We start from the raw sequence: 12,880 nt of genomic DNA, 5'->3' as shown, positions 1-12,880 counted from the left end.
GTTGCCGCATCTGGATTCGGAATGACAAAGAAGATTGCCAAGAAGATCATTCGCCGCCCTGGCCGCCCCACCGGCGACCGGGCGACGCGGGAGACGATCCTCGACATTGCTGAGCAGGAATTCGCTATGCGTGGATTTGCCGGTACGTCGCTGCGAGAAATCGCCGAGCGAGCCGAAGTCAATCAGGCACTGATCAACTACTACTTCGGAACGAAGCAAAAGCTGTTCGGGGAGGTATTCAAGCGGCGCGGTTTGCAGATTACCGACAGGCGAATCGAGCTTCTCGATGAGCTTGAAGCCGCGAACAAGGCGCCGAGCCTGCAGGATATCGTACGGGCGTTCCTTACGCCGTCGTTCGAAATGCGGGATATGGGCGCGGGTGGCATGGCTTTCGTACGGTTGCAGTCGCGGCTGCACTATGAACCTGAGGATCTCGCGATGAATTTGCGTCGCGAAGTTTATGACCTCTCGACGCGCCGGTACGTGAAGGCCTTCATGAAGGTCCTGCCGAAGGTCGACCCGGCAGATGTGTACTGGCGGATGGCATTCATGATCGGGTCTCTTTTGTATATGCTGTCCGGCTTGTACCGCCTCGAGGACCTGTCCGAGGGGCAGTACAAGGGGGCGGTGGCCAGCGACGAGATCATTGACCGAATGACCACATTCATGGTGAGTGGCCTCGAGGCCCCGACCGGGCGCACGAAGAAGAAGGCGTCGATCCGAAAGGCGCATTAGTAGGCGCCCGATAGCAGGGAGCCCGCACCGGGAACGATCGGTTCCAGCTTCAGACTTTTCAGCATCGAATACGTCGTTGCCACCGCGGCGCTCAGCACCGGACGCCCGAGGATCGCCTCGGCGCGGGCTATTGCTGGCAGGGAGGGCATCTGTACGCAAGCCGACAGAACTACGGCATCCGCCGAAGCGACTTTGAGCCGTTTGGCGATGTCCGGAAGTCGCTGCGGGTCGTGACGTGCCACGTCAAGATTGTCCGGGATCTCCAGTGCGATGAAGTCGACAACTTCGATACCTTCGCTTTCGATATAATCGACGACGAGTCGGGTCAGCGGCTTCATGTAAGGAGCGACGACGGCAATCTTCTTTGCCCCCAGGACCGGAAGGGCATCGACAAGGGCCCCCGCACTGGTGACGATCTGGGTTCCGGCACCATTTTCCCGAGTTCTCTCGGCAAGGCGTTGCTCCGACTGGCGGTGATAGCCTTTCCCCATTGCCATGATGGCGACTAGGCAGGCGTAGCCGATGACATCCATCCGGGCATCACTCAGTTCAATTGCGCAGCGATCCGATTCTCGGTCCATTGCCGCCAGCTCCTCCTTCTCCACGCGCCGCATACGCATGCGGCTCGAATGGAAAGTGAAACGTTCGGGGCGAATCTGCTGCCGCATCTGCAGCATGGCCGGTATTTCAGTTTCCATCGTTACGTTGGAACTGGGAACGATCTGGCCGATCCGGAACTGGGTCATGACTGAAGCCTGTAGGGATTGATTGTTAGAGGCAGCTCGGCAGGGCGTGGCCGAACGGAGAGACCGTCTCAAACAGGCGTGCGGCCTGGAGCACGAGAGCATCGGCATATAGGTCGCCAACGAACTGCAGGCCGACAGGCAGTCCCTCTGCAGTCAGGCCACAGGGCACGGTCGCGGCGGGCTGGCCGGTCAGGTTGAACGGGTATGTGAAGGGCGTCCAGCTCATCCAGTTGGCCGTGTCATAGTCCGGCGCAACATTCCGGCCGACCTCGAATGCGGCAACCGCCAGAGTAGGTGTCACCAGAAGGTCGTATGTCTGATGAAACAGGCGGTTGTTGCGGGTCAGGGCAATCTGCTGATCGACCGCTGACATGTATGCTTCGCGGTCAACCGAAGCCGAATTCTCGATGACTGCCCTCAGATCCGGATCGAGCATTGCCATGGCGGCATCGTCAAGATGGCGCTGGGAATGAACGATACCCGCGGCGAACATGGTCATTGCCGCTGGGGTCGGATCCGGGAACGGAGCTTCCACCAGTTCAATAGTCGCTCCCAGGTCCTCAAGCTTCCGGACGGCCAGCTCGACGACTTGCGCAATTTCAGGCATCACCCGCGCATAACCAAGGGTCGGACTGAAGGCGACTTTCAAGCCTGCTAGCGACCGGCGCGGCAGCTCAAAATCCTCGCCGGACGGGGGCAGGGCGCTCCAGTCCCGGGGGTCCGGCCGGGACAGCAGGTTCAGCATCATTGCGGTGTCATCGACCGTGCGGCAGATAGGCCCAATATGGCCCATGCGCCACAGTGCGCTCGGTGGGTAGGTCGGGATGCGGCCCGTGGTGGCCTTGAGCGCGACCAGCCCGCAAAGGGACGCCGGAATACGGACCGAGCCCGCAGCATCCGTGCCGATCGCCGCATGTCCGATACCAGCGGCTAAGGCCGCGGCGGAGCCGCCGCTGGAGCCACCAGGAGTGCGGTCGAAATTCCAGGGATTGCGGGTAATGCCATACTTCGGGCTGTCGGTTACGGCCTTCCAGCCGAATTCCGGCGTGGTGGTCTTGCCAAGAAAAATGGCGCCGCTTTCCCGGGCGCGGGCGACGGCAGGGGAATCCTCGGTCCACGGCTGACCTGGCTTCACCGTGTGCGACCCGGCCACAGTAGGCCAGCCCTTCGTGCGGATGGCATCTTTGATGGTGATAGGTACGCCATCGAGAGGGCCGAGCGGTGAGGCGTCGAGCCATCGACGCTCCGACATGGCGGCCTGCTCCAGTAGTGCCTCGGGCGTCGCCTGGACGGCGAAGGCATTCAGCTGCGGCTCCAGCCGCTCGATCTGCGCAATCGCGATCTTTGTCACCTCCACCGGTGACAAGTCCTTGCGAAGATAGGCTTTCCGCAATCCAGCGGCGGAGAGCGAGGTTATCTCTTTGCTCAAGGCGCACCCGTTTATTAATTAGATGATTAATTAAAATCAGAATTTTATTCCTGAGGTCAAGAAGGATTTTGAGGGCGCCGTTTTTCGCTTCGACTGCCGAATTGCGATTAAGGCGCGTGGAATCAGGGTTTGTCGCAACGAGCGCGGTACTCATGATGATTTATCCGCCACACTGCAAATATCGCAGGCACAGAATCCGCTTGACGCAAAAACGCAATCCCGTATTTAATTAAATAGTCGATTAATTAAAAGAACGGGCGGGCCTGATGCCGCGATGCAGGGAAATGCGGGGTGTGACTGGCGGGAGCGCTTCCCGCAGTTCCATGGCGTTTCCCTTTATTCAGCGGTGCAAACGGCTAATCCGCCCGACAAATCCGCTCTCGGCCGACCCAAAACCATCTCAAGCCCACTTCCAAACAGAGAAAAGGGATCGTCCATGTTGAAACACCTGGCACTTTCGCTGGCTGGCCTGTCGTTGATGACCTCCGTCGCGATGGCGGAGCCGATCAAGATCGGCGTCGTTCAACCGCTGACGGGCGGCGTCGCGTTCGACGGCAATAACGTCATCAAGGGCGCCAAGCTGGCGGTCAAGGAAATCAACGATGCCGGTGGTGTCCTGGGCTCGCCGATCGAGCTTGTGATTGGGGATGGTGCCTGCAAGCCCGCCGAATCGGTCAGTGCAGCTGAAAAGCTGATCACCGCGGACAAGGTGCCGGTCATCATGGGGGCGTTCTGCAGTGGCGCCACCCAGGCGGTTATGCCGTTGGCGGAAAAGAGCCAGATTCCGCTGGTCACGGGCGTTTCGTCCCTGCCGAAGCTGACTGAAGCTGGCAATAAGTGGTTCTTCCGCAACGCGGAGACCGACGCCATGCTGGCTGTTGCCTTCTCGAAATCGCTCTACAGCGACCTGAAGTTCAAATCCGTGTTCTTCTTGGCCGCCAACGATGATTGGGGTCGCGGGACCGTCGATTCTTTCAAGCATGTCCTTGAGGGGCTGGGGGCCAAGACGGTCGGAACTGAGTTTTTCGAATACAGCCATGCGGACTTCTACACGTTGCTGACCAAGGTTCGTGCGGCCAATCCGGACCTCATCGTTGTCGCGGCCGAGACGCAGGCGGCGGCGACCCTCGTGAAGCAGGCGAAGGAGCTCAGCGTCAAATCGAAGATTTTCGGTGTGGGTGCCTGGGCGACGCCGACCTTCATGAATCTTGCGGGAGATGCCGCAAATGGCCTGCTGGCGGGTGTCGCTTATGCACCAACCATCAGTGGTGACCTGAACAAGACCTTCGTCTCCAAGTTCAAGGCGGCATACAACGAAGATCCGGGCAAATATTCGATGTCGGGCTACAACACCATTCACATCATTGCGGCTGCCATCAAGCGCGCGGGCTCGGCGGAACCGGCCAAAATCCGTGAAGCTCTGGTTGCGACTGACTACACTGGTCCGACCGGCCGCCTGCGGTTCGACGCCAAGGGGCAGATCTACGGGCAGAGTGTCTTCCTTGTAGAACTTAAGGGCGGCTCGCCGGTGGTAAAGGCGGACGCCAAGATGGAAAAGCCGAACTGAAACGCAGAGCAGCCTGATCACGAGGCCCCAAAGTGTTCGATGTAACCCTACAGTTCATAGTCAACGGGCTCGTGGCAGGCTGCTTCTATGCGCTGACCGCGGTTGGCCTGACGCTCATCTTCGGGATGATGCAGATCGTCAACTTCGCGCATGGAGAGTTCTTCGTCCTCGGAGGAATGCTGGCATACGTGCTGACGCATTTCCTCGGGATACCCTTCGCGGCCGCAATTCCAATCGTGCTGGTCGTCATGTGGATATTCGGAGCCTTCGTGGATTGGGCGCTCCTCAGCCGCATGCGCGATGCGCCTATGATATCGACGGCCCTGGTCACCATCGGCCTGTCTGTGTTCATGATGAACACAATGCTCCTTGTGTTCGGCACTGAGCCGAAGAACATTGAGACCGGCATCGGAGCTGCACCACTCATTATCGGAACAATTGTGATTACCAAGGTCCGTGTCATCACGATTTTTGTCTCGGTCGCCGCAATCGTTGCCGTTCATTACCTCATCAATCACACCCGCCGCGGACGTGCCATGCGGGCCGTATTCCAGCAAAAGGAAGCGGCCGCCCTCGTCGGCATACCGATTTCGCAGACCTACCGGTTTACATTTGCCCTTGGAACAACCCTTGCTGCCCTGTCGGGGATTCTTCTCGGGGCCGTTTTCGTTGTTCATCCGACGGCAGCGGAGTTGGCAACGCTGAAGGCGTTCGTCGTCGTCATCCTTGGTGGAATGGGCAGCTTCGGCGGAGCGATTGTTGGCGGCTTGCTTCTGGGCGTGGTTGAAAGCCTGTGGGGGGGCTTCATTTCCACGGGTTACATGGATGTCGTAGGATTCCTGCTCGTGATCGGCCTGCTTCTGGTCAAGCCCTCAGGCCTGTTCGGTATGGTTGGGGCTCGCGAGAAATGAAGTCGATTGAGAATAACACGCTCGCTGGTGGCCTGATTTTGGCGCTGGCGCTGCCCCTGATCGTCCCGAACGAATTCCTTATCCACGTCATGATCATGGTCTTCTTCTACGGAATTCTGGCGTCGAGCCTGAATCTCACCGTGGGGTACGTGGGAGAACTTCCCCTCGGACATGCGGCCTTCCTGGGTATTGGCGCTTATACCTCGGCAATTCTCTCAGCCCAGTTCCATGCCCCGTTCTGGCTGGCGCTGCCAGTAGCCGGGGTGATCGCAGCGCTGTTCGGCCTTGCTATCGGCGCTATCACGCTGCGATTGGAAGGTCACTATTTCGTCCTGATTACCCTGAGCTTCACTGAGGTCATGCGCCTCATTGTGCTGAACTGGGTTGAGGTGACCCGTGGACCTCTCGGTTTTTCCAATATTCCGGCCCCGGTCATCAACCTGGGCGCTGGGCACGTTTATGAGTTCAATTCGAAGCTCTGGTATTACTACCTCGGACTTGCCCTGCTCGCGGTAACGACAATCTGCGTTTTTCGCTTTGCCCGGTCCTCATATGGTGCTGCGTCCGTCGCGATTCGGGAAAACCGGAGACTGGCGAAGTCGATTGGAATTAACCCATTCCGCTATGCCTTGGGGACATTTGTTGCCGGGGCTTTCTTCGCAGGCCTGGCTGGGTCTTTTTATGCACATTACATCAGCTTCGTCGGGCCGGAGGTATTTGGCTTCAGCTTCATGGTGACCATGCTGATGATGGTGGCCCTTGGGGGCAAAGGAACTGTCCTGGGCCCAATTCTCGGCGCATTGGTCATTGGCCTGGCGCTGGAATACCTGCGTTTCATCAATGAGGTCCGGCTGAGCGTCTTCGGGCTGCTGCTGATCGCGGTCGTGGTGTTCCTCCCCAACGGTATCACCGGCCTGCTGTTGCGACGGCGCAGGGGCGTGCCAGCCAAGGTACCGCAGCCCAAGCCCGCGGAGAGCTGACCGATGACCATGCTCAACGTCGACAACGTGTCCCGCCGGTTCGGTGGCCTGCAGGCCACAAGGAACGTCTGCTTCCAGGTCAATAGAGGAGAAATCGTCAGTCTGATCGGCCCGAACGGCGCCGGGAAGACCACCATGTTCAACATGATTACGGGCTTCGTGACGCCGAATGAGGGGGAAATCACCTTTGACGGTGTGTCAGTTGGCCATCTCAAACCGCACAAGATAGCCCAGCTCGGCATCGTCAGAAGCTTCCAGATCACGAACGTTTTCTCTGGCCTGACCGTGCGAGAGAATCTGGTGACGGCTCATTACTTGCGCGCAAGGGGGAGTTTCCTCGAGACAATGTTCAACACATCGTCGGCGCGGGCCAGAGACAGGGATGTTCAGGAAAATGTCGACAGCATCCTCACGCTGGTTGGTTTGCAGGAACTCGCAGAAGAGGAGGCCCGGAATCTTGCCTACGGCAAGCTGCGCCTTCTGGAGATCGCGATCGGCCTGTCCGCTGCGCCCCGGCTCCTGCTGCTGGATGAACCGGCAGCGGGTCTGAATACCGAAGAATCGGTGCGGCTCGTCGCCTTGCTCCGCCACATCTGCCGGGAACTGGACATCACAATCCTGCTCGTCGAGCACGACATGAACGTCGTGATGGAAGTGTCCGACCGCGTCGTGGTGCTGAACTTTGGAGAAAAGATCGCCGAAGGGACGCCCGCTGACATCCGGAGCAACGCTGCTGTCATCGAGGCCTATCTGGGCGGGAGTCTGGAAGTGAGCGGTGAGGCTGCCCATGCTTGAACTGAAGAACGTTTCGGCTGGGTATGGCGCTGTGCCCGCTCTGCGGCAGGTATCGTTGAAGGTGCGGACCGGCGAAGTCGTTGCCCTGGTGGGGCCGAACGGTGCGGGAAAGACGACCGTGCTGCGCACAATTTCGGCGCTGCTCAAGCCGACGTCTGGCGAGATTTCGTTCAACGGAATGGTGCTGGGCGGACGGAAACCGGCCGATATCATCAAAGCAGGCATTGCGCATTGCCCGGAGGAACGCAAAGTCTGGCCGCACATGACGATTGAGGAGAACCTGGAGCTGGGCGCGTACATCATGCCCAAGGCAAGCCTGGTCAAGCGCAAGCTGGATGAGGTCTATGCGGACTTCCCGGTTCTTCTGGAGCGCCGGTCCGAACTCGCGGGTCGCTTGAGTGGCGGACAGCAGCAGATGCTCGCGATCGGCCGCGCCATGATGTCGGATCCCAAGCTCATCATGTTCGATGAGCCGTCATTGGGGCTAAGTCCGCTGCTGATGCAACAGGTCGGCAACATCATCAAGACCGTTCATGCCAAGGGCGTTTCGGTGCTCCTGGTTGAGCAGAATGTCGAAATGGCCCTCATGCTCGCGAACCGGGCCTATGTGGTGGGCACCGGCCAGATAGTTGCCGAGGATGATGCGCGGGCCATGCTCGGCAATCCCTCGCTGCTCAAGGCTTACCTCGGCGGGTAATTTTTTTTGCCGATAAATTAATTAAACGGTTAAGGAAGAAAGGTTCCGGGATGAGTAGAAAGCTTCGGATCGCTGTTGTCGGCGCCGGTATTGGTGGCCTTGCTGCGGCAAACTCCCTTCGCAAGCGCGGCCATGAAGTCTCGATCCACGAGCAGGTCCCACAGATCGGCGAAGTGGGTGCTGGCATCCAGATGACGCCGAATGCCGTGAAGGTCATGCGGGCTCTCGGACTCGAAGACGAGCTGAAATCCGTGAGCTTCATGCCTCAGGCTATTCTGGGGCTGGATTATCGCACGGGCCGTAAACTTTTCCGGACGCCGCTGGATGTCTGTGATCAGCTGTATGGTGCCAAGTATCTGCATGTCCACCGGGCTGATCTTCACCGGATCCTGAGCCAGCCGTTGCCGGAGAGCATTTTCCGTCTGGGTGTGAAATGCGTCGATGTCGGTACGGTCAATGACACGGCATACGCAAAATTTGGCGACGGCAGTGAGGTTGAGGCCGACGTGGTGCTGGGGGCCGATGGCATTCACTCGGTTGTTCGAGAGAAGCTGTTCGGTGAGGACGCGCCGCGGTTCACCTATAATCTGTGCTGGCGCATGGTCGTGCCCTTTGATGAGCCGGACTTCAATCTGGTGGCCCCGGCGTCAACCATGTGGTTCGGACCGAATGGTCATATCGTCACCTACTACGTGAAGGGCGGCAAAGGTGTCAATGTCGTCGCCTGTCAGGAAACCACGGCCTGGACGGCGGAGTCCTGGAATACGCAAGCGACCAGGGAAGAGGTCATCGAGGCCTATAAGGACTGGCACCCGCGCCTGCACAAACTGTTCATGAAAGCAGATCATGTCTTCAAGTGGGGTCTTTTCGATCGGGACCCGCTGCAGGCGTGGTGCAAGGGTAACGTCACCATTCTCGGTGATGCCGCCCATCCGATGCTGCCCTATCTTTCGCAGGGTGCCGCGATGGCCATTGAAGATGGCTATGTGCTGGGAACCGCATTGTCGGCGGATACCAGCGTACCGGAAGCGCTGCAGCACTACGAAGCGCTGCGGAAGCCGCGGACCAGCGAAGTTCAGCTGAAGGCGCGCGAACAGGGGAAAACGAACCATCTCATCTCCCCGATGGCCCGGCTCCGGCGCGACATTGAGTATTACATCCGCGGTTTGATCAATCCGCAGGCTACCGGCCTGAAGGCTGGTTGGGTCTACGAGTACGACGCGACGGCGGTGGCCTGATTGCCATGGATAGCCGGTTCATGTACGGAGCCAATCTCCGGGCGAACGGAATCCGCCAGCATTACCTGAGATACGGCGGCTCCGGGGTGCCGATAATTCTGGTGCCGGGCATCACGAGCCCGGCAATCACGTGGGGATTCATCGCAGAACGCCTAGCCGAGCGGTACGACGTCTATGTCCTGGACGTGCGAGGGCGCGGATTGTCGCAGGCGGACCCCGGGCTGGGCTACAGCCTGGATGCCTGCGCAAACGACGTTACAGGGTTCGTGCGTGCGCTCGGGATCGACGACTACCATTTGGTCGGGCACTCGATGGGTGCCCGGATCGCCATTCGGGCCGCCAGGCATGACCTAGCCGGAATTCAGAAGATGGTCTGGGTAGACCCGCCGGTCACCGGACCTGGGAGACGCCCATATCCTGCGCCGTTGTCCTGGTATGTGGACTCCATACGCCTGGCCACCCAGGGGGCTTCCTGGCAGGAGATGAAGACGTTCCTGCCGAGCTGGACCGAGGAGCAGCTGAAGCTCCGCGCCGAGTGGCTTCATACCTGCCTGGAGTCGGCCATTGTGGCGTCCTATGATGGGTTCCATGCCGACGACATCCATCAGGATGTTTCCGACATTCGCGTCCCGACATTGCTCATGGCGGCGGAGCGTGGTGACGTCATCCGCGATGAGGAGATGGCGGAGCTGATGGCATTGAAACCCGACCTGGAGGCGGTTCGTGTGCCAAACGCAGGCCATATGATTCCGTGGGACAATCTTGATGGGTTCGTCGCAGGAATAAACCGGTTTCTTGGATAGGCATTGACGGTATGCTGGTGTGGCCGGTCACGGGCTGGCGAACGCGCTCGATGAGCCCCAGCCCGTCATTCCGCACATTTCCGACTGCCGCGCCGACGGGTGTCACCTCAGGGGTGCCGGGATAGGGGACCCCAGCAGTTGCTTCAGGTTGCCGGGGGCTATCCTGAGGCCCCAGCCTGGCATCGAAGGCGGCCGGGATCAGGATGATCGGCATCTGGTCATGGAGCCGAGACGACATCTCGGGCATATGGATCACGATCCCGCTTTGGAGATGGATAATGAGTACTTTTGTTCTGATTCCAGGAGGCTGGCGTGGCGGATGGACATTCGCGCCGATTGCCCGGGTGCTTCGAGGGTTGGGGCACGAGGTCTTCACGCCCACTTTGACTGGCCTTGGCGAACGGGTCCATCTCGCATACGCGCGCCCAAACCTCGAAACGCACATCATGGATGTCGCCAACGTTCTGACCTATGAGAACCTGGCGGACGTGGTCCTGTGCGGTCATAGCTATGCCGGGATGGTCGTGAGCGGCGTCGCGGATCGGTTGCCCGAGAGAATAGCCGCACTGGTCTATGTGGACGCATTTGTCCCAGACGATGGCGATGCGTGGTGGAACCTGGCGGGAGACTATTTTCGCAAGATTGCAATAGACGGATCTGCCGAGGATGGCTTTGGGGTGACCCCACCGCCTGGTAAGGATCCCAGACGCGTTTCCCATCCGCTCGCTGCATTCCGTCAGGCCATTCACCTCACGGGTCGATGGCAAGAGATTCCGGAAAAAATGTACATCTACGCGAGTGGATGGGACGCGACTCCCTTCACCTCGACCTATGATCGTCTCAAGAACGATAAGGGCTGGATAGTGAAGTCATTGTCAACTGGCCACGACGTGTTTGGGCAGGCACCCAAAGAATTCCTGGCGTTCGTTCAGGAGCTGAAGAGCGTGACGGCAGAATGAATCCTTCCGGAAATGCGCTGAGGCAAGACTATGATCTCCGCCGTCAGAGCATTTTCTGGACAGGGGACGATGGTGGCGGACGGTCGCTCGGTCCCCCTATGGCCCGGTCATGCCATACCTCCCAGAGTCCGGAAAAGGCCGCCCAGTTGGCCTCGGCCCGGGCTTCGAAGAAGCGGGCGACCTCGGTAATCGGGCTGTGGAGGTCAAAGCGATTGCACATGGAATTCTGGCGACCGTCATGTAAAGAATTGCTGGAAATTTTTACATTCCCGGGCAGGCATGCAAAGAAAACCCGGGAGCTTTTAAAAACTTCGGTCCCGAAACGCGGTCAGCGGCCTTTACCCTTGTGGGCGGCCTTTTTCCGGGCTGCCATATTCAGCAGTTTGACGACGTCTTCGGCCTTGAAGGCCAGCTGGCCCTCAAGCATGGCCCGGAACCGGACCATGGCCACGTCGATGGTCTCGTCCTCGGGCCTCTTCTTCACTCGCGGGGTTCTCGCAAACAACTCGTCCATGTTTCGGCCGAGGACCTGCCCAATCCTGAACAGTGTCTAAGCTGCAGTGAAGAATTCGTCCCGCTCGATATTCCCGATCGTGTCCAGGGACACCCCGACCTTGTCCGCCAGCTGCGGCTGGGTCAGCCCGGCTTCCTTACGGAATTCCCGGACCCTCCTGCCAGCGGTGACGATCAATCGTATCACCACTCCACGGGACTAAACACCAAGTCACTGATCTGGCGCCGCACGCGATGTCAGTCGGCGGGTTGGGTGAAGTGCCGTTTCGCTCCCGCTAGGGCAGCGGCGAAAGATGTGGCAACCGGCCCGAAATCGTTGATGCCGATCATCAGATTCTCGGCGAGGCCGAAATTCTCGATCATCCAGCCCTGCGCGTCGCGGCCTTCCGATGCGGCCTGGGTGCGCGCAGCCAGGGTTGTTGTCGTCTCCGACCATAGGAACACCGGTTTGCCGAGCGCTTCAGCGAAGCCGATCTCATAGGCGGTGCCGGGGTCCATATTCGGGCCGCGCAAGGGCGAGATGTTTGCGATGACGCAGGATGCGCTGCGGATCTGTTGGATATTTGCAAACTTGATATGCCGGGCCAGAGTCGCGCCGGCCAGGCCGGGCGGCAGGTCGCCATCCGTCGGGCAGATCGGCGCGATGCCGTTGTCGGCACACAGTTGCCGCATCGCGGCGAAACGGGCGCCGGCATCCGGGGCGAAGACATCCGGGCCGGCGAGATAGGCGGAGATGGCATCAGGCATCGGTGGAATCCCGGGCAGGGGCAGGGCGAGCGAAGCGGCGCGGGTACAGGCCGGCATGAAGCCAGGTGACCAGCGAACAGATGTCATAGACCGGCAGGCCGGTAGCGGCCTGCAGCGCCGCCGCATAGGGCGGCATGTTGGTGCATTCGAGCACGATGGCGCCGATATCGGGATGCCGGGCCAGCAGTGTTCTGCCGGCCGCAAGGATATCCTGCTCGGCGAGCGCGACATCCAGATCGTGTTTTCCCGCCGTGACAAGAACATGGAACAACTCGCGACCATCCTCGATGCCGATGACCGGCGTGTCCAGCGGCACGCCGGCGGTGGCGAGATGGGCCGGCGTCAGGGTCGCGCCGCTGGCGGTGATGATGCCGACGCGTTTGCCGGCGGGCAGGGTCGCCTGCACCCAGGGCACCTGCAGCAGGGCCGACAGGGCGACCGGCACGGAAACGGCGGCGGCGATGTCCTGCTGGAACAACGATAGAAACCCGCAGCTTGTGGTGATCGCCGCGGCGCCCTCGGCGACCAGCTCGCGCGCTGCCGCGATGAAATCGGGCAGCAGGCCGCGGGCATCCTGCAGCACCACCTTTTCGACACTGGCGCCGCGCACTACGCGGAACCGCACCGGGAACGGCCAGGTCGCGGCATTGCCGATGTCGCCGGGAATGCGCGGGAACTGCGTCTCCAGCATCAGGATGCCAAGCATGGGTTCGGTGGTCGATGATGGCGGAGACGGCGGGGTGGCCATGGTGCATCCGGT

General features: G+C 60.0%; 15 protein-coding genes. 9 read left to right on the top strand and 6 right to left on the bottom strand.

What is annotated here, in order from left to right:
- Positions 1-21 precede the first annotated feature (21 nt).
- A complete protein-coding gene (locus ACFOOQ_RS20885; protein WP_379729661.1) occupies positions 22-735 on the top strand; it encodes a TetR/AcrR family transcriptional regulator in 714 nt (237 codons plus the stop codon).
- On the opposite strand, the gene ACFOOQ_RS20880 is transcribed toward ACFOOQ_RS20885, so the two are convergent.
- On the bottom strand, positions 732-1,481 hold the full coding sequence (locus ACFOOQ_RS20880; protein ID WP_379729660.1) for a maleate cis-trans isomerase family protein: 750 nt from the start codon (positions 1,479-1,481) through the stop codon (positions 732-734). The two genes, ACFOOQ_RS20885 and ACFOOQ_RS20880, sit on opposite strands and share 4 nt — an antisense overlap.
- A gap of 25 nt (positions 1,482-1,506) precedes the next feature.
- Positions 1,507-2,910 carry an amidase gene (locus tag ACFOOQ_RS20875; RefSeq protein WP_379729659.1) on the bottom strand — a complete coding sequence of 468 codons (1,404 nt, stop codon included), beginning with the start codon at positions 2,908-2,910 and terminating at the stop codon, positions 1,507-1,509.
- Between the two features lie 436 nt (positions 2,911-3,346).
- Between ACFOOQ_RS20875 and ACFOOQ_RS20870 the strand changes: the two genes are divergently transcribed.
- The 8 genes from ACFOOQ_RS20870 (at position 3,347) to ACFOOQ_RS20835 (ending at position 10,860) form a co-directional block, all read left to right on the top strand.
- Positions 3,347-4,477 carry an ABC transporter substrate-binding protein gene (locus tag ACFOOQ_RS20870; RefSeq protein ID WP_379729658.1) on the top strand — a complete coding sequence of 377 codons (1,131 nt, stop codon included), beginning with the start codon at positions 3,347-3,349 and terminating at the stop codon, positions 4,475-4,477.
- A 32-nt stretch (positions 4,478-4,509) separates the two neighbouring features.
- Positions 4,510-5,388 carry a branched-chain amino acid ABC transporter permease gene (locus ACFOOQ_RS20865; protein ID WP_379729656.1) on the top strand — a complete coding sequence of 293 codons (879 nt, stop codon included), beginning with the start codon at positions 4,510-4,512 and terminating at the stop codon, positions 5,386-5,388.
- Positions 5,385-6,368, top strand: a complete 984-nt coding sequence (locus ACFOOQ_RS20860; RefSeq protein WP_379729655.1) for a branched-chain amino acid ABC transporter permease — start codon at positions 5,385-5,387, stop codon at positions 6,366-6,368. The genes ACFOOQ_RS20865 and ACFOOQ_RS20860 overlap by 4 nt, the downstream gene beginning before the upstream one ends.
- 3 nt (positions 6,369-6,371) lie before the next feature.
- Positions 6,372-7,163: an ABC transporter ATP-binding protein gene (locus ACFOOQ_RS20855; RefSeq protein WP_379729654.1), complete on the top strand. Its 792-nt coding sequence runs from the start codon at positions 6,372-6,374 to the stop codon at positions 7,161-7,163.
- Positions 7,156-7,860 carry an ABC transporter ATP-binding protein gene (locus ACFOOQ_RS20850; RefSeq protein ID WP_379729653.1) on the top strand — a complete coding sequence of 235 codons (705 nt, stop codon included), beginning with the start codon at positions 7,156-7,158 and terminating at the stop codon, positions 7,858-7,860. Before ACFOOQ_RS20855 ends, ACFOOQ_RS20850 begins: the two co-directional genes overlap by 8 nt.
- A gap of 50 nt (positions 7,861-7,910) precedes the next feature.
- On the top strand, positions 7,911-9,098 hold the full coding sequence (locus ACFOOQ_RS20845; RefSeq protein ID WP_379729651.1) for an FAD-dependent monooxygenase: 1,188 nt from the start codon (positions 7,911-7,913) through the stop codon (positions 9,096-9,098).
- Between the two features lie 20 nt (positions 9,099-9,118).
- The gene (locus tag ACFOOQ_RS20840; protein ID WP_379729649.1) at positions 9,119-9,901 is read left to right on the top strand and encodes an alpha/beta fold hydrolase; all 783 of its coding nucleotides are present in this window, start codon (positions 9,119-9,121) and stop codon (positions 9,899-9,901) included.
- A 278-nt stretch (positions 9,902-10,179) separates the two neighbouring features.
- On the top strand, positions 10,180-10,860 hold the full coding sequence (locus tag ACFOOQ_RS20835; protein WP_379729648.1) for an alpha/beta fold hydrolase: 681 nt from the start codon (positions 10,180-10,182) through the stop codon (positions 10,858-10,860).
- Between the two features lie 328 nt (positions 10,861-11,188).
- Here the strand turns inward: ACFOOQ_RS20835 and ACFOOQ_RS20830 are convergent, their stop codons facing one another.
- The 4 genes from ACFOOQ_RS20830 to ACFOOQ_RS20815 form a co-directional block, all read right to left on the bottom strand.
- Positions 11,189-11,344 (bottom strand): hypothetical protein, encoded by a 156-nt coding sequence (locus ACFOOQ_RS20830; protein ID WP_379729647.1) that lies wholly within the window; start codon positions 11,342-11,344, stop codon positions 11,189-11,191.
- Between the two features lie 66 nt (positions 11,345-11,410).
- Positions 11,411-11,560 (bottom strand): helix-turn-helix domain-containing protein, encoded by a 150-nt coding sequence (locus ACFOOQ_RS20825; protein ID WP_379729645.1) that lies wholly within the window; start codon positions 11,558-11,560, stop codon positions 11,411-11,413.
- Between the two features lie 50 nt (positions 11,561-11,610).
- Complete coding sequence (locus ACFOOQ_RS20820; protein WP_379729644.1) at positions 11,611-12,120, bottom strand: nucleoside 2-deoxyribosyltransferase; 510 nt, start codon at positions 12,118-12,120, stop codon at positions 11,611-11,613.
- Positions 12,113-12,868 carry an aspartate/glutamate racemase family protein gene (locus ACFOOQ_RS20815; protein ID WP_379729643.1) on the bottom strand — a complete coding sequence of 252 codons (756 nt, stop codon included), beginning with the start codon at positions 12,866-12,868 and terminating at the stop codon, positions 12,113-12,115. Before ACFOOQ_RS20815 ends, ACFOOQ_RS20820 begins: the two co-directional genes overlap by 8 nt.
- Positions 12,869-12,880: the final 12 nt, after the last annotated feature.

The organism is Ferrovibrio xuzhouensis (assembly GCF_042648965.1).
GTDB classification, from domain to species: domain Bacteria; phylum Pseudomonadota; class Alphaproteobacteria; order Ferrovibrionales; family Ferrovibrionaceae; genus Ferrovibrio; species Ferrovibrio xuzhouensis.
The sequence above is the reverse complement of the archived record's forward strand: the minus strand, read 5'-3'. Positions and strand labels throughout refer to the sequence as shown.

What these genes read in the sequence shown, in the direction of transcription:
- ACFOOQ_RS20860 (WP_379729655.1), top strand. Translation starts at nt 5,385, where the DNA reads ATGAAGTCGATTGAGAATAACACGCTCGCTGGTGGCCTGATTTTGGCG.
- ACFOOQ_RS20845 (WP_379729651.1), top strand. Translation starts at nt 7,911, where the DNA reads ATGAGTAGAAAGCTTCGGATCGCTGTTGTCGGCGCCGGTATTGGTGGC.
- ACFOOQ_RS20840 (WP_379729649.1), top strand. Translation starts at nt 9,119, where the DNA reads ATGTACGGAGCCAATCTCCGGGCGAACGGAATCCGCCAGCATTACCTG.
- ACFOOQ_RS20855 (WP_379729654.1), top strand. Translation starts at nt 6,372, where the DNA reads ATGACCATGCTCAACGTCGACAACGTGTCCCGCCGGTTCGGTGGCCTG.
- ACFOOQ_RS20815 (WP_379729643.1), bottom strand. Translation starts at nt 12,868, where the DNA reads ATGGCCACCCCGCCGTCTCCGCCATCATCGACCACCGAACCCATGCTT.
- ACFOOQ_RS20880 (WP_379729660.1), bottom strand. Translation starts at nt 1,481, where the DNA reads ATGACCCAGTTCCGGATCGGCCAGATCGTTCCCAGTTCCAACGTAACG.
- ACFOOQ_RS20870 (WP_379729658.1), top strand. Translation starts at nt 3,347, where the DNA reads ATGTTGAAACACCTGGCACTTTCGCTGGCTGGCCTGTCGTTGATGACC.
- ACFOOQ_RS20820 (WP_379729644.1), bottom strand. Translation starts at nt 12,120, where the DNA reads ATGCCTGATGCCATCTCCGCCTATCTCGCCGGCCCGGATGTCTTCGCC.
- ACFOOQ_RS20850 (WP_379729653.1), top strand. Translation starts at nt 7,156, where the DNA reads ATGCTTGAACTGAAGAACGTTTCGGCTGGGTATGGCGCTGTGCCCGCT.
- ACFOOQ_RS20885 (WP_379729661.1), top strand. Translation starts at nt 22, where the DNA reads ATGACAAAGAAGATTGCCAAGAAGATCATTCGCCGCCCTGGCCGCCCC.
- ACFOOQ_RS20835 (WP_379729648.1), top strand. Translation starts at nt 10,180, where the DNA reads ATGAGTACTTTTGTTCTGATTCCAGGAGGCTGGCGTGGCGGATGGACA.